This window comes from Collinsella aerofaciens (genome assembly GCF_015558785.1).
Lineage (GTDB): Bacteria > Actinomycetota > Coriobacteriia > Coriobacteriales > Coriobacteriaceae > Collinsella > Collinsella aerofaciens_P.
Map to the genome: position 1 here is coordinate 44,248 of NZ_JADMOP010000007.1, position 15,960 is coordinate 60,207.

General features: G+C 62.3%; 15 protein-coding genes. 1 reads left to right on the top strand and 14 read right to left on the bottom strand.

Translation table 11 applies throughout. The features are described from left to right. The first annotated feature begins 146 nt into the window (after positions 1–146). Complete coding sequence (locus I2G40_RS04830; RefSeq protein ID WP_195544372.1) at positions 147–911, top strand: DUF134 domain-containing protein; 765 nt, start codon at positions 147–149, stop codon at positions 909–911. Positions 912–1,031: 120 nt separating this feature from the next. Here the strand turns inward: I2G40_RS04830 and ffh are convergent, their stop codons facing one another. The 14 genes from ffh to I2G40_RS04900 all read right to left on the bottom strand — a co-directional run bounded on the left by ffh (position 1,032) and on the right by I2G40_RS04900 (position 15,958). Next, positions 1,032–2,507, bottom strand: a complete 1,476-nt coding sequence (gene ffh, locus I2G40_RS04835; protein ID WP_195544373.1) for a signal recognition particle protein — start codon at positions 2,505–2,507, stop codon at positions 1,032–1,034. A gap of 10 nt (positions 2,508–2,517) precedes the next feature. Further along, positions 2,518–3,435 carry a signal recognition particle-docking protein FtsY gene (ftsY, locus tag I2G40_RS04840; RefSeq protein WP_195544374.1) on the bottom strand — a complete coding sequence of 306 codons (918 nt, stop codon included), beginning with the start codon at positions 3,433–3,435 and terminating at the stop codon, positions 2,518–2,520. Then, on the bottom strand, positions 3,435–6,971 hold the full coding sequence (gene smc / locus I2G40_RS04845; protein ID WP_195544375.1) for a chromosome segregation protein SMC: 3,537 nt from the start codon (positions 6,969–6,971) through the stop codon (positions 3,435–3,437). Before smc ends, ftsY begins: the two co-directional genes overlap by 1 nt. 10 nt (positions 6,972–6,981) lie before the next feature. Then, positions 6,982–7,707 carry a ribonuclease III gene (gene rnc / locus I2G40_RS04850; RefSeq protein ID WP_195503185.1) on the bottom strand — a complete coding sequence of 242 codons (726 nt, stop codon included), beginning with the start codon at positions 7,705–7,707 and terminating at the stop codon, positions 6,982–6,984. Positions 7,708–7,710: 3 nt separating this feature from the next. Then, on the bottom strand, positions 7,711–7,953 hold the full coding sequence (locus tag I2G40_RS04855) for an acyl carrier protein (protein ID WP_006234023.1): 243 nt from the start codon (positions 7,951–7,953) through the stop codon (positions 7,711–7,713). A 124-nt stretch (positions 7,954–8,077) separates the two neighbouring features. Continuing rightward, on the bottom strand, positions 8,078–9,097 hold the full coding sequence (gene plsX, locus I2G40_RS04860) for a phosphate acyltransferase PlsX (RefSeq protein WP_117847658.1): 1,020 nt from the start codon (positions 9,095–9,097) through the stop codon (positions 8,078–8,080). Between the two features lie 87 nt (positions 9,098–9,184). Further along, positions 9,185–9,364, bottom strand: coding sequence for a 50S ribosomal protein L32 (rpmF, locus tag I2G40_RS04865; RefSeq protein WP_022094017.1), 180 nt, complete (start codon positions 9,362–9,364; stop codon positions 9,185–9,187). A 64-nt stretch (positions 9,365–9,428) separates the two neighbouring features. Beyond that, positions 9,429–9,983: a YceD family protein gene (locus I2G40_RS04870; RefSeq protein WP_055309521.1), complete on the bottom strand. Its 555-nt coding sequence runs from the start codon at positions 9,981–9,983 to the stop codon at positions 9,429–9,431. Then, entirely contained in the window at positions 9,983–10,480 is a 498-nt protein-coding gene (locus I2G40_RS04875) for an ATP synthase subunit B family protein (protein ID WP_040358176.1), read from the bottom strand. The genes I2G40_RS04870 and I2G40_RS04875 overlap by 1 nt, the downstream gene beginning before the upstream one ends. A gap of 68 nt (positions 10,481–10,548) precedes the next feature. After that, positions 10,549–11,046: a pantetheine-phosphate adenylyltransferase gene (gene coaD, locus I2G40_RS04880; protein ID WP_117847654.1), complete on the bottom strand. Its 498-nt coding sequence runs from the start codon at positions 11,044–11,046 to the stop codon at positions 10,549–10,551. Next, entirely contained in the window at positions 11,039–11,695 is a 657-nt protein-coding gene (gene rsmD, locus I2G40_RS04885; protein ID WP_161160165.1) for a 16S rRNA (guanine(966)-N(2))-methyltransferase RsmD, read from the bottom strand. The genes coaD and rsmD overlap by 8 nt, the downstream gene beginning before the upstream one ends. Beyond that, a complete protein-coding gene (gene recG / locus I2G40_RS04890; RefSeq protein ID WP_195544376.1) occupies positions 11,692–13,869 on the bottom strand; it encodes an ATP-dependent DNA helicase RecG in 2,178 nt (725 codons plus the stop codon). Before recG ends, rsmD begins: the two co-directional genes overlap by 4 nt. A gap of 10 nt (positions 13,870–13,879) precedes the next feature. Continuing rightward, complete coding sequence (locus I2G40_RS04895) at positions 13,880–15,541, bottom strand: DAK2 domain-containing protein (protein WP_161161449.1); 1,662 nt, start codon at positions 15,539–15,541, stop codon at positions 13,880–13,882. A 27-nt stretch (positions 15,542–15,568) separates the two neighbouring features. After that, positions 15,569–15,958 carry an Asp23/Gls24 family envelope stress response protein gene (locus I2G40_RS04900; RefSeq protein WP_187361832.1) on the bottom strand — a complete coding sequence of 130 codons (390 nt, stop codon included), beginning with the start codon at positions 15,956–15,958 and terminating at the stop codon, positions 15,569–15,571. Positions 15,959–15,960 lie beyond the last annotated feature (2 nt).

Here is a 15,960-nt window from a genome sequence, read left to right on the forward strand (position 1 = left end):
AGTCCGGCACACGCAATGCACGGCAGCGCGGCTCCGCATGCGGCAACTAGGCATCTTAGCCTTTTTCTGACATATGACAGAAATGCCTTGCGCCCAACGACTAACGCGTTATCCTATTGTTGACATATGTCAGATAAGGAGTGTGCATGGCAGGAAGACGCGAAAAACTGCGCCGCGTCGGGATCATCCCCGAATACCGCGGCTTTACCCCCGATGGCCTGGCCAGCGGTGATGCCATCGACATGACCGTCGACGAGCTTGAGGTGCTGCGCCTGTGCGACCTGGAAGGTCTCAACCAAGAGGCGGTCGCCCAGCAGATGGGCATCGCCCGCGCAACGGTGGCGGCCATTTGCAGCCGCGCGCATCGCAAGGTGGCAAACGCGCTGGTCAATGGACGGGCGATCGTCATCGAAGGCGGCAATATCGCGTACTCCCCCATCACCACAGTGACGGCCGTATGGCCAGCAAAGGAGGTCGACACCATGAGAGTGGCAACCACGTACGACAACGGCAACATCTTTATGCACTTTGGCCGCAGCGAGCAGTTCAAGATCTACGACATTCAGGACGGCAAGGTGCTCAACGAGCAGGTCGTAGGCACCGGCGGCACCGGTCACGGCGCCCTGGCGGGCCTGCTCGCCAACGGTGGCGTCGACACGCTCATCTGCGGCGGTATCGGCGGCGGTGCCATCAACGCGCTTGCTCAAGCCGGCATCACGGTATATGCAGGTGCCCAAGGCAACTGCGACGCTTGCGTCGAGGCACTTATCTCCGGCACGCTCGCACAGAACGGCGAGGCCACGTGCAGCTGCCACGGCCATGACCACGAGCACGCCTATGAGCACGGCGAATCCTGTGGTTGCCACGGCCATCACGAGCACGAGGGCCACGAGGGCTGCGGCTGCCACTAACGGCACGGCACCGTGAACTCGGGGCGCGACACTGAACGCAACCCAACAATCAAAGCCAACAACAAAGGCCACCCGGTAGCTACCGAGTGGCCTTTGCCATATCAAGCTGGAATTACAGCACTATTTCTTATTGCGCATCTGCGCTTCCATCTGGCGCAGCAGGTCCATATCGGACTTGGGGCCGCCCGTTCCCAGGCCGCCCATGCCGCCCAGCCCCATGGCATCCAGACCGGGAATATTGGGCATGCGCATCTTTTTGCCCTTCTTACCCTTCTTGCCCTTCTTGCCGCCGGCCTGCGCCTGATTGGCCATCGTGCGCATGCGGCCCATCATCTTGTTCATCTCGCCCCACTGCTTCATAAGGCTATTGACCTCGGTGGGGGTCACGCCGGCGCCCTTGGCAATGCGGGCACGGCGCTGACCGTTGATGATGGAGGGGCGAAGGCGCTCCTCCTTGGTCATCGACATGATGATGGCCTCGTTCTTATCGAAGATACCTTCGTCCAGGTTACCACCCATCTGGTTAAGCGCACGCTGGCCACCGGGGAGCATGCCCAGAATGCCCTTCATGCCGCCCATCTTCTTGACGGCCTTCATCTGGTCGAGCATGTCGTTCATGGTAAAGCCCTCGCGCAGCATGCGCTCGGCGGCCTCGAGCTGCTCGGCGTCGGCCGCCTCCTGGGCCTTCTCGATAATGCCGACAACGTCGCCCATACCCAGAATGCGCTTGGCCATACGATCGGGGTAGAACGGCTCCAGCGAATCGGGCTTCTCGCCCATGCTCACAAACTTGATGGGCTTGCCGGTCACCTGGCGCACGGAAAGCGCGCCGCCGCCACGGGCGTCGCCGTCGAGCTTAGAGATGATCACGCCGTCAAAGTCGGTGCGCTCGGCGAAGGTCGAGACGACGTTGACGATATCCTGACCGGTCATGGCATCGACGACCATCAGCACCTGATCGGGCTTGACGGCCTTCTTGATGTCCACGGCCTCCAGCATCATCTGCTCATCGATCTGAAGACGTCCGGCGGTATCGACGATGACCACATCGCGCAGGTGGTCGACGGCCTCCTGGATGGCGCCCTTGGCGATATCGACCGGGTGCGCACCGTCGCCGCGGAAGACCGGTACGCCGATCTCGCCACCGAGCGTGGCCAGCTGGTCGGCAGCAGCGGGACGGTAGACGTCGCACGCGGCGAGCAACGGCGAGCGACCCTGCTTCTTGAGCAGGTAGGCCAGCTTTACGGCAGCCGTGGTCTTACCGGAGCCCTGCAGACCCACAAGCATGATGACATTGGGAATACGGTTGCTAAAGACGAGCTTGCTCTCGGTGGAGCCGAGCATCTCGGTAAGCTCGTCGAGCACGATCTTGACGACGTTTTGCGCCGGAGAGAGCGACTCCATGACCTCTGCGGTCATGCAGCGCTCCTTGGTCTTGGCGACGAACTCCTTGACGACCTTAAAGTTAACGTCGGCCTCGAGCAGCGCCATGCGAATATCGCGCATGGCCGAAGTAATATCGGCCTCGGTAAGCTTGCCCTTGCCGCGCAGGCGGTCAAATGTGTCGTTGAGGCGATCGCTCAGGGAATCAAACACTAGTCACTCCTTAATTGGACTCGCCCACCAGGGCGCGGCAGAAATCTTTGGCATTGAACTCCTGCAGGTCATCGACCTGCTCGCCCACGCCCACGCGCAGGATCGGGAGCTTGAGTTTCTCGGCCACGGCCATGGCGATACCGCCCTTAGCCGTGCCGTCGAGCTTAGTCATGATAATACCGTCCAGGCCCAGCGCCTCGTTAAACTCGAGCGCCTGGTTCAGACCGTTTTGGCCCGTCGCGGCGTCGATCACAAGCACGACCGAAACCGGCATGGGACCGGCGGCCATATTGGCGGCGCGCTTACGGGTCACATTGACCACCTTGGCAAGCTCGCGCATGAGCTCAGGGCTCGTGTGCAGACGGCCGGCGGTATCGATAAGCACCAGGTCGCTGCCGCGCTTGTCAGCCTCGTCGAGCACGTCGTAGCAAACACTTGCCGGGTCGGAGCCGCGGTCGCGCTTGATGACGGGGACGCCGGCGCGCTGGCCCCACACATCGAGCTGCTCGATAGCGGCAGCACGGAAGGTATCGGCCGAACCGATCACGACGTTCTTGCCGCGGGCGGCCATGGCGCTCGCGATCTTACCGACCGTCGTGGTCTTGCCGGCACCGTTAATGCCCACAAACAGCACGCAGCTCGGCGTATCGGAGAACGGATCTCGCTCGATGGGCACAAAGTGCTGCTCAAGCTGCTCGGCCAGGGCACGGCGAAGCTGCGGAGCGGTCTTGAGGTTCTTCTTGGCCGCGGCATCGCGCAGGTCATCGGAGACCTTGATAGCGACCTCGGCGCCCATGTCACCCATGACGAGGGTGTCCTCCAGGTCCTCCCAAAAATCCTCGTCGACCTCGCCGCCAAAGTAGAAGACCTCGTTGAGGGCCTCGCGGCTGCGCTCAAGTCCGCGCGAGAGAGCATCGAAGAATCCCATTATGCATTCACGACCTTTCCGGTTTCGCGATCGAGTTTTTGAGAGACGACGCGACTGACGCCGTCGGCTTGCATCGAGACGCCATAGAGGACGTCAGCGTCCTCCATAGTACGGCGCTGATGCGAGATAACCAAGAGCTGCGTATCGGAACGCAACACATCGAGCGCGCCGATGAGCTTGGACAGGTTGGCGTCATCGAGCGCCGCCTCGACCTCGTCCAGCACATAGAACGGCACCGTGCGCGTGCGATACACGGCAAAGAGCAGGGCGAGCGCCGTCAGACTCTTCTCGCCGCCCGACATGAGCATCATCTTGGTGATGCGCTTGCCGCGCGGCTGCGCCACGACCTCGATACCCGTCTCGGCAGGATGCTCGTGATCGGTCATCTCCAGATGAGCCTGGCCGCCCGGGAAGAGCATAGCGAAGATCTCGCGGAAGTTCGCGTCGACCTTCTCAAACGTCACCAGGAAGGCTTTGCGCATCTTGCGATCAATGGCCACCGTGATCTTGGTGAGCGCCTTGCGCGCGCTCTCCAGATCGGCCAGCTGCTCCTCGATGTAGTCGGCGCGACGCTTGAGCTGCTCGTACTCCTCCATGGCAACTTGGTTAACGGGACCAAGGTTGTTGATCTGGCGCACAAGCTGGTTGAGTTCGCGCTCGGCGGCATCGCGGTCCGTGGGCGCCGGAAGCATGAGCGCTTCCTCGAGTACCGTGGTGCCATCGGCGGTAATGGCCTTAATGGCGGCCTCTACCTGTACCTCGAGCTTGCCACGCGCGACCTTGAACTCGTTTTGCGCGGCGGAGGCGGTATCGACTCGCTCCTTAGCGCGGGCAACCTCTGCCTTGGCATCCTCGATGGTCTTCTTGAGCGAAGCGGAGTCCGCCTCCTCCAGAGAGGCCTGGTCACGCAGGCGCGCTGCCCAATCCGACGCGCGTTCCAACAGGGCAGAATAGCGTTCGTGCATGGGGTCGACGCGCAGGCGCAGCAGCTCGAGCGAGCGCGAAGCCTGGCGTGTTCCGCGGATACGACGGTCGATGCCCTCAAGACGATGCTCAAGGTCGGGCACGCGGCCCTTCAGCGAACGCAGGCGCTCGCTCGTCTGGGCCAGGCGCACCTTGGCATCGGCGAGCTTACCGGCGGCCTCGGAATCGTCACGGCGAACGCGATCGAGCTCATCGTTGGCCTCGGCAATCTGGAGACCCAGGTCGCTTGCCTGTGCACGCGCCTCGTCACGCGAACGGGTGAGCTCGTCAACGCGCGGGCGCGCGGCACGAACGGCCTCGGCAGCCTGCTCGCGGCGCTTGGAGATGCGCACGTGCTCGACCTCGGCATTGTTGGCGCTTTGCTCCAGGCGGCCGATCTCGGAGAGCAGCGAGCGGCGCTCGCCCTCAAGACGGGCGATCTCACCGGCGGCATCGCCCTCGGCGGCACGGGCCTCCTCGACGGCAGCGTTGGCCTCAACGACTTGGTCCGAAGCATGCTCAAAGATGGCAGCCAGATCGGGTTCCAGGCCCTCGAGCTCACGGATGCGGCGCTTGCGCTCCAAGGCACCCAAAGCCTCGCCGGCATCAAGCCCCACGCGCACCAGGCCGCCGCAGGCGACGCGGGCGCCATCGGGGGTCACGTAAGTCACGCCTTCAACGACCGGCGCCGACAGCGCGGCAGCAAGATCGTCAACGACGTAATAGCCGCCGAGCAGCGCCTCGACGACGGGACCGTAGCCTGCGCGCACGGACAGACGATCAACCAGACGGGTACCGGAGGCGCCCTCAGCGGCGGTAGAGCCGCTCACGCCGCGCGCCACCAGCAGTGCCTCGCCCGAGGCCTTCTTCTGGTCCAGAGCCGCACGACCGGCACGCTCAAGCGCAGACGTATCGTCGAACAGCAGCGCATCGATATCGCCGGCGAGCAATAGCTCAACCAGGCCCTCAAGCTCGCGAGGGGCTTCGAGCACATCGCCCAGGCGACCCGTTACGTCATCGCCCAGCGCACCCACCAGACGGCTCACGAGCGGCGAGCTGTCGGCCATGCGCGCATCAAGCTTCTTTTGGCTGGCAAGCTCCGAGCGCACCTCGGATAACTTGTTGCGCGCCTCGCTCTCACGATTACGCAAGTCCTTCAGGGCCGCACGGGCGACCTCGGTGGCCTCACGCGCATCGACCTGGGCCTGGCGCGCCTCCTCAAGAGCGCCCTCAAGCTCCTCGGCGCGGTCGCGACGGCTCTCGAGCGAGGCCGTGACCTCCTCGAGCTGTTCATCGATCTGCTCCAGGCGCGAGGCATACATGTTGTCCTCGACCTCGGCATTGCTCAAGGAATCCTTCACCTTGGCGAGCTCGAGCGCGGCGTTATCGGCTACGCGCTGCACATCGCGTTGTTCACGCGTGAGCTTCGAAATCTGATTGTCGAGCGCCACGCGCCGCTCGTGGAGCTCGGCGGCGGCAGGACCAGCGGCGTCAACGTCCTCCTGGGCCTGCATATGCGCACCGGTCACTTCCTCAAGCTGCGCACGCGCGTCCTCGAGCTCCTCGACCACGCGACGACGCTGATGCTCGGAGCTCGAAATCTGACCGCGCATGTCAGACAGGCGCGACACCATGTTGTGGCCCTTTTCTTCGAGCAGGCGCATGTCGGAGTTAATGCGGCCGACCACATCTTGCATATGGCGGCGTTGCTCGCCCAGGTCGCCCACAAACAGGCCCTTTTCCTCGAGCATGACCTGGAGCTTCTCGAGCTCGCGCTCCTTTTCGCCCAAGCGGTACTGCGCAAGCTCAAGCTCGGCCGCGCCCTCCTTGGAGCGGCTCTCCAGGTCGTTCCACTGCGACTGCAGCGAACGCAGCTCATCGACGGCCAGCATCTGCGTAAGCTCGTTCGCGCGCGAGGACAACTCTTTGTACTTGCGCGCACGATCGACCTGACGCTCCAGCGGTCGCAGCTGACGGGCGATTTCCTTATTGATGTCGCGGGCACGCGTCAGGTGCTCGTCCATCGACTTAATCTTTTTGAGCGCACGCTCCTTGCGGCGCTTGTGCTTGGAGATGCCGGCGGCCTCCTCGATGAGGGCGCGGCGCTCCTCGGGGCGGCTCTGCAAAATGGCGTCGAGCTTGCCCTGGCTGATGATGGAATGCGTATCCTTGCCCAGGCCCGAATCGTGCAGGATGTCCTGAATGTCCATCAGGCGGCACGGACTCGAGTTGATGAGGTACTCGCTTTCGCCCGAGCGATACATGCGACGGGTGATGGCGACCTCGTCAAAATCGACGGGCAGCATATGGTCCGAGTTATCGAGCACCAGCGTGACCTCGGCGACACCCACCGGCTTGCGCGCTGACGAGCCCGAGAAGATGACGTCCTCCATGGCCTGGCCGCGCAGCTGCTTGGCGCTCTGCTCGCCCAGGACCCACAGAATCGAGTCAGAGATGTTCGATTTTCCCGAGCCGTTGGGACCGACGATGACGGTCAGGCCCGGCTCAAACGTCATATGGGCGCGGTCGGCAAACGACTTGAACCCTTTGAGCGTGAGGGACTTGAGATACACGGTTCCTCGCTTACACGTGCTTCTTGTTCAGAATCACGCCGTTGGTGGTGTAACCCATGCGGTCGAGCGCTTCGAGCGCGGCGGCTCCCTCGGCTTCCTTCTTTGAGGAGCCGGAGCCGCGACCCTGGCGAATACCATCGATCAAAACCACGGCGGTAAAGGTGGGCGCATGCGCCGGGCCCTCGGAGCCAACGAGCTTATACGCCGGGGGTTCGTGACCGTCGGCTTGCACGCACTCCTGCAAAAACGACTTGGGGTTTGCAGGATGCTCGGCACGCTCGGAAGCCAAATGCGGCTTAAGCGTACGATGGATAAACTCCGCTGCGGCATCCCAGCCGGCATCCAGGTACAGTGCGCCCACGAGCGACTCGTAGACGTTCTCGAGGGCCGAATGCAGGCCGCGCGCACCGGTACCGGTCTCGGAGGCACCAAAGATGATGATGTCGTCGATGCCCAGCTCGTGAGAAACCTCGGACAGCGTAGCGCCCGAGACAAGCGACACCTTCAGGCGTGTGAGCTTGCCCTCGTCAAACTCCGGATAGGACTCAAACAGGGAGCGTGCGACCACAGCGCCCAAAATGGAATCGCCCAAGAACTCAAGGCGCTCATAGCTGGCAGAAACCGGCTGGCCCTCGACTGCCGAGGGATGCGTAAGCGCCGCGCGCAGCAGCACCTTATTGTTGAACTCGTGGCCCAAGATTTCCTGGGCGCGCGTAAGTCGGTCGGATAAAGCCAAGACTTAGGCCTCCTTGGCAGCTTCGATAGCGTCGACGGCGTCGGCGACAGAGTTGAGCGAGAGAAGGGTCTCGTCATCGATCTCGAGGTTGAACTCGTCCTCGATAGCCGTAACCAGCTGCAGGCGCTCGAGCGAGTTGGCATCGAGGTCGTCAAAGGTGGTCTCATCGCTAATTTCGGCAACATCGACGCCCAGAACGTCAGCAGCGACCTCGGCGATCTTGTCGAAGATTTCGGAGCGGTCCATAGCGCTTCCTCTCATAGTGCATGAATACCAAAAGAATGGTACCGCCCGGGCGGTACCAAGACACGGTTCTGATTCTACCCCACGACGTGCGCCGCGAAGCACATAACAGCACTCTAACTCGCTCTTATAAAACGATACCGTCCATAGAGTTGGCGACATTCTCGACCAGCCCGGCGCGCACGGCTTCGGCCGCCGCAAGCGTACCGTTTTTAACAGCCTCGACCGAGGTGGCACCATGGCCGATCAGGACCACGCCGCGCAGGCCCAAAAGAATCGCGCCGCCCTTGGCGTCGCCCGAAAGCTTGGCTTTAATCTCGCGCATCTGCTTTTTAATGAGCAGCGCGGCGATCTTGGTGCCGAGCGAGGCCATAAAGGCACCCTTGAGTTCCTGCAGCAAAAACTTGGCAGCGCCCTCGGTGGCCTTGAGCGCGATGTTGCCCGACATGCCGTCGGCGACCACGACGTCAAAATTGCCCGACGTAAGATCGGTGCCCTCGCAGTTACCAACAAAGCCGGGAACGGCGGCTTTCATGGCCGGGAAGCAGGCCTTGGTAAAGTTGGAGCCCTTCTCGTCCTCGGTGCCGTTGGCAAGCAGGCCCACGCGGGGATGCTCGATGCCCAGGACGACGCGGGCATAGGCGCTACCCATCTGAGCAAAACGCACCATGTCATCGACCTCCACATCGGGGTTGGCACCCATGTCGCACAGCACCGTCAGACCGCCGGCGCGATTGGGCAACGCATTGGTGAGGCACGGACGCACCGGCTGCTTCTTGCCTTCGGCCTGATACCTAAACGGCGTCACGTAGGCGGTGGCAGCGGCGGTCATGGCACCGGTCGAGCCGGCGGAGAAGAACGCATCCGCGTTGCCCTTCTTAATGGCGCGGCAAGAAAGCACGATCGACGACTTACGCTTGGTCATCACGGCGCGAATGGGATCGTCATCCATGGCGATAACGTCGGGTGCCTCCAGGGCCTCGACGCGCGCATGGGAGGCGGCAAAGGGATTGACGATTTCGGCGGGGCCAGCTGCCAAGACCTCGATATCGGGATCGGCGGCAAGCGCAGCCTCGATACCATCGAGAACGACCTGAGGTTTCTCGTCTCCGCCCACAACGTCTACACAAACGCGAACGTTACTCATATACATGCTCCTTATACAAAAATGGCCGACTCATTGAGCCGGCCATTGTGGTTCCATTTGGAACGGCATCGCATCCAGAGTATACCGTTACTCGGTAACGATAACCTCGCGGTCCTTGTAGAAACCGCAGCTGGGGCACACGTGGTGCGGGAGCTTGACAGCGCCGCAACGGGGGCACGTGGACTGAGCCGCAGCCGAGATCTTCATGTTGGCGGAACGACGGGTGTGAGTGCGGATACGACCCTGCTTTTGTTTAGGTACGGGCATAGTGACCTTCCTTATGAACTATCCAGTGTGGCGATTACGCGCAAGTAACGATACTACCACAGTTTTACTCATCGAGCTTGAGATTCTTCAATGCTGCAAATGGATTTTCCGTGGCAGCGGCCCATTCTGCCTCTGCCTGGGCGGCGCAATCGCATTGCTCGACGTTGAGGTTGCAACCGCAAGTGGGGCACAAACCGCGACAATCGGGCTTGCAAAGCACCACAAACGGCGTGTCCATAACGACCGCGTCGTTGATGGGCTCGCCCAGATCGACGATGCGGTCCTCACCCAGGAGCTCGTAGCCATCCTCGTAGGCCTCGGGATCCTCGGGCTCCTCAAAGAGGTAGAACTCCTCGATCTCGCCGGCGATATCAAACGAGGCGGGCTCCAGGCAACGGTCGCACTCGCCGGTGGCGTGCGCACGGACCATGCCCGTGAGCAAGACACCGGTACCGGCATTGGTAAAGACAACGTCGTAGTCGATGCCGTCCTGAAGCTGGTACTCCTTCTCGCCCACCGTGTAGGTGGCGACATCGACCTTACCGGTCAGCGGATACGAATCTCCAGGAAACTCGAGCTGCTCGGAAAGATCGACGGTAACGCTCGGGAACTCAGCCATTACCACTGACCATTCTGTTGGGCGGCACCCTCGTTGAGCTGCTGACGGCAACGGGTAACGGTGCCGGTCAGGCTCTTGAGGTTCTCCTCCAGGTGCGTAAAGACCTGCTCTGCGTAGTCCTCGGCAGCATAACGCGTCTCCCGCTCGTACTGCTGGGCACGATCGCGGATGTCGTCGGCCTGCTGCTGCGCAAGGCGGACGATCTCCTGCTCACCGGCAATGGTGAGGGCCTGCTGCTGAGCGTCGGCGATGATGGAATCGGCCTGGGCGGCGGCGGAAGCCATAAGCTCCTCGCGCTCCTTAAGGATACGGCGGGACTTCTGCCACTCCTCAGGATAGCTCATGCGGATCTCGTCGAGGATGTTGAAGAACACGTCGGCGTCGATGACCTTGAACTGAGCGTTCTTGCCGAAAGGCGGCTTGGCTTCCTCGATCAGCCCTTCGAGCTCATCGACCAAGCTGACGATCCTATCGCCAGGAAAATTCTCGCCCGGCATCCGGTCTCCTTTCATAGGTAACATATCATCGTGCTAGTTTACCACATGCCACCAGGCAATAAAAAACGTCACGAAAAGCGATGTCTGAGCGCTTCGACCACGTTGGGCGGCACAAACGTCGATACATCGCTGCCGAGCGAGGCGATCTGGCGAACGACCGAGCTCGAGATGTAACCGTACTGCGGAGCACTCATGACAAAGATGGACTCCAGCTCGCTATCCAAGCGATAATTGAGGTCGGCCTGCTGCAGCTCATACTCAAAGTCGGTCATGGCGCGCAGGCCCTTGACCACGGCCCCCGCCCCCTGCTCACGAGCGAAGTCGACCAAGAGGCCGGTAAAGGGCAGGACTTCGACGCCGTCGATATCACCGAGCGCCTCGCGGGCCAGCGCCACGCGCTCATCGAGCATAAACGTGGTGCCCACACCGTTTTTACCCTGCGACTCTGCAACAGCGACGATCACACTGGGAAAGATGCGGCGGGCGCGGCGGATCACATCGATATGGCCAAACGTGATGGGATCGAAGGTGCCCGGGACGATCACGCGGTTGATGGTGTCATTCATGGGCGTCCTCCTGAAACGTCGTGGCATCATTGTTGTCAGCATCGGTGCCGGCGCTATCGCCCTCACCATCGTCATCGCCGACCCAACGGAGCAGGTCGACCGAGGTAATGCCGTAGCGCTTCTCACGTACAGTCTCAAAGTCTGCCGGATGCGCGCCCGCATCGGCGGCGGCATGCTCAAACAGGGCGTAAGCGCCAGACGCAAGCAGACCCTGCTGGGCCAGATTCTGCAGCAGTTCCTCGACCGGCTCGGCACCAAAAGCATAGGGCGGGTCGAGCAGGACCAGATCAAAGGGGCCGCCCGGTACACGACCGCGTGAGGCACTCGTCAGCATGTCGCCCGTGACCACGCGCCAACGCGCACGGTCATGGCAGAGCGACTCGATATTCTTGGTAATGAGCCGCGCGGCGTTGCGATCGATCTCAAACGTCGTGAGCGAGCGGGCCCCACGAGAGAGCATCTCTAACCCTAAGGCACCGGAGCCGCCAAAGGCGTCCAACACACGAACCTCGTCCAAATCGAAATCGAATGCCGACATGACCATAGATGCGCACGCCTCGCGCACGCGATCAGTCGTGGGGCGGGTGACATCGCGACCACGGGGCTCCTCGATCTTACGACCGCGCCATTCGCCGCCGATGATTCTCATCCTCCGCTGACCTCCTTAAAGATATGTCGATAACGCATGGCGACCGCGTCGCGCAAGGGACGCGTCGCCACAGAGTCAAGGTTGCAAGCATACCGCAAGAGCTCGACCGCGTCCAAATGGGCCCACTCGATCAGCTCCTCGTCGGCGTCCAGGTCGACAAAGCGCAGGGTCACACCACCATGCTGGCGATAACCCAGGATCTCGCCTTCATGGCGCAGGCGCAGGTCCATCTGGGCGAGCGTAAAGCCGTCCGAGGTCTTTTCGAGCGACTGGAGACGGTCTTGTGCCGCCGATGCGCCGCCGTTGCCCTTGGAGTGCGTCATGACCAGGCACGTGCCCGACACACTGCCACGGCCCACGCGGCCGCGCAGCTGGTGCAGGGCAGCCAATCCAAAGCGCTCGCCGTTCTCGATGACCATGACGGTGGCGTTAGGCACGTCGACGCCCACCTCGACCACCGTAGTCGAGACGAGCACGTCAATCTCGCCACGCTTGAAGGCATCGATAACCTGGTCCTTCTCCCCCGCCGGCATGCGGCCGTGAAGGCGCTCGACGGTAAGCCCCGGCAACGCAAGACGCAGTCGGTCGAGCTCGGTTGCCGTATCGTGCAGCGGCACGGGGACGGTTACGCGGCCCTCGTCGTCGCGAGCAATACCGGGCACGTCTTCCAGCTCATCGGCCGAGTCACTCGGCTCCACGAGCGGACAAATCACGTAGGCCTGCTGACCCTTTTCATGCGCCTCGCGGATGGCGCCATAGGCGAGGTCACGGCTCGACTCGGTGAGCACGCGTGTCGTCACGCCAGCACCAGGGACGGGCCGATGGCGAATGATGCTCGTATCCAGATCGCCGTAGACCGAAAGCGCCAGCGTACGCGGGATGGGCGTCGCCGTCATAACGAGCAGATCGGCACCCGGCCCCTTCGCGCGCAGGGCGTTGCGTTGGCCCACACCAAACCGGTGCTGTTCATCGATGACCACGAGCGACAGATGCTTGAACGCAACGTTATCCGAAAGAACCGCGTGGGTGCCAAAGAGCACGTCAAGCTCGCCCGATTCCAGCTGTGCATGGATGCGCTCGCGCTCTGCGGCCGGCGTGGCACCCGTCAGAAGTGCCCAGGACATGCCGGCCTGCGAGAGCAGAGGGCCGGTCTTATCGGCATATTGGCGCGCCAGCACGCCCGTGGGCGCCATAACGCAGGCCTGCGTGCCGCTATCGGCAGCCACAGCCAGCGCGCAGGCGGCAACGGCGGTCTTACCGGTACCGACATCGCCCAGCAGCAGACGGTTCATCACGCGCCCGCCATCGCACATGTCATGCAGGATGTCTTGGAATGCGGCCTCCTGCTCGTCGCTCAGCGAAAACGGAAGGGCCTGTTTAAGCGCGCCCAGATGCTCGCCCGCAGTGTGGGCATAGGGCACCACATCGACCAGGCCGCCGTCGTTGCGCAGACGCAGCGCCAGCTGCAGGTAGAGGCACTCCTCGTAGGCAAGACGCCGGCGTGCGATGTCGCGCTCAGCCATGCTCGAGGGAAAGTGGATCGATCGAAGCGCACGAGCATTGCTCATCAGGCGACGTTTAACGCGCAAGCGTGCGGGAATCGGGTCGAACGGATTGCCGACGACCTCGAGCGCGCCGCTTACGATGCGGCGCATCCACGCCTGGCTCACGCCATCACTCACGTAATGGACCGGCAGGATGGTGCCTGCGGCACGCCCGTCCTCGAGCTTTTCAAAGTGCGGCGAGGCCATCTGCTTAAAGCCGTAGGCAAACTCGACCTTGCCCATCACGGCCAGGCGGTCGCCCTGCTTAAGCTGCTGGGCAATCCAGGGCTGGCGGAAAAAGGCGACCTGCAGCACGCCCGTCTCGTCAACAAGCGAGACCTCGGTCACCTGCATGCGCGGACGCGGCTGCTTTTGGACGATACGGTCGACCGTGGCGATGATGGTGCACACGGTACCGATGGGCGCCATCTCGATAGACCAAGAACGGGTAAAGTCGAGGTATCGATGAGGGATATGGAGAAGGAGGTCCCCCACCGTCCGAATTCCCAGACGGCGAAGGGCCTCCTCACGTTTACCCGAAACATATTTGAGTCGCGCGATATCCTCGTCGAGCGCATTGCTCTGGGCAAAGCGCTCCGAGACGCGCGGCACGGAGCACAGCTCGGACATGGGCAGTTGCCTACTCGATCGAGAAGATCACGGGATAGAGCGGCTGCTCGCCACGATGGGCGTCAATCTCCAGATCGGGCTGAGCCTCCTCGATAGCGTCGACGATCTCCTGGAAGGCCTCATCGGACAGCTCCTCGCCGGCCAGAATCGTCAGCGCGTCGCCCTCCTCTTCCTCCTGCATGCGGTTGATGCAGTCGAGCGTGACCTGCTTCACGTCGGAACCGACCACGTCGATGGAGCCGGCGATGATACCCATGACGTCACCGGAGTGAATCGGAGAACCGTCAGAGGCACTGGAGTCGCGCACGGCGCGGGTGACCTCGCCATCGCGGACCTCGCTGATGGCGTCGACCATGGCGGCGACGGCATCCTCGAGCTCGGAATCGGGCAGGACCGCGAACAGCGCGGAGAAGGCCTGCGGGACGGTCTTGGTGGGAACGACGGCGACCTTCTTGTCGGTGCAGGCTGAAGCAGCAGCCTCAGCGGCCATGCGGATGTTGCCGTTGTTGGGCAGGATGATGACCGAGGTCGCGTTGACCTGGTCCACCGCGCCCAGCAGGTCGGCGGTCGAGGGATTCATAGTCTGGCCACCGGACACGATCACGTCGACGCCGAGGGACTTGAGGATGTCGGCCTCGCCGGAACCGGCGGCAACGGCGACAAAGCCCAGCGCCTTGGCGGGCTCGGCGGCCTTTTCCTGATCCTCGTGGATCTTGGCGGTACGGTCGTGGGCCTCCATCTCCATGTTGTGGATAAAGACCTCATAGATCTGACCGAGCTGCAGCATGTGCTCGAGCACCAGGTTGGGGGTGTTGGAGTGCACATGGATCTTGTAGTCGGGATAGGCGCCCACGAGAAGCTCGCAGTCGCCCATGGAACCCAGGAACTTAAGGCACTCGTCCTCGTCAAACGGGGCGTCGGCCTTAAACAGGAACTCGTTGCAGTAGCGGAACTCCGAGCCCTCCCAATCGTCGTTGGCCTCGATCTCAACGCGACCAAGGGCCGCGTCGCGGGCAGAGACAGCGGAATCAAACGTGGCGGAGAAATCCTCGACAACGGTGCTGCGGCCAAGTGCTGCAGCCACAAAGTTCTCAAGGAAGATGGCGAAGCCAAAGGCGCCGGAGTCGACCACGCCGTTCTCCTTCAGAACGGGCAGCAGGTCGGGCGTGCGGGCGACGGACTGGTACGCCTCGACGACGATAGCATCGAGCGCATCCTCGGCCGAGAACTTCTTCTTCTCGCACTCATCGGCCTTGGTCGAGACATCGCGCAGGACCGTGAGGATCGTGCCCTCGATGGGCTTGCGGACAGCCTGGAAGGCAACCTTGACGGCACGACGGAAGGCGAAGGCAATGTTGGCGGACGTAATAGGCTCGTCGGCAGAGACAAGACCCTCGGCCACGCCGCGCAGAATCTGCGAGGTGATGACTCCGGAGTTACCGCGGGCACCCATCAGGGAGCCGTGGGTGATGGCGCCGGCGATGGCCTCCATATCGGCATCGGCGGGAAGGGCGGAAAGCTCCTTGGTCACCGAGGCGAGCGTGAGCGACATGTTGGTGCCGGTGTCGCCGTCGGGTACGGGGAAGACGTTGAGCTTGTTGATCTCCTCGGCCTTGTCGGAAACGGCAGCCGCAGCGATCGGAAAACAGGTGCGAATGGTCTTTGCAATCATGGGTATTTGAATCTCCGTTTTCGGATGCTAGTTCAGACGGCTCTTGAGCGCGTCGATATGGATGCCGATCTTAAGGCTGGCGGGATCGATCTGGGCGATCTCCTGCAGGGTAAAGGCAACGGAGCTCGAAAGATTGTGGCAGACGGACTTCATGTTGACGCCGTTCTCGAGCACGACGTGAAGATCGACCGTAAGGCCGTTCTCGTCGGCGGAGACAAGCACGCCCTTGCGGAGGCGCTGACCGGCAAGCAGGCGCACGCTCTCGGCGCCCTGGAGCTGTTCGGCCATACCGACGACGCCATAGCACGTCATCGCGGCATAACCGGCAATATCGGCAATAACGTCGTTCGAGACGCTCAGGCTGCCGTTAATGGTCTCAGACACAAGAATCTCCTTATCTGGTGCTCGCGGCACCATCT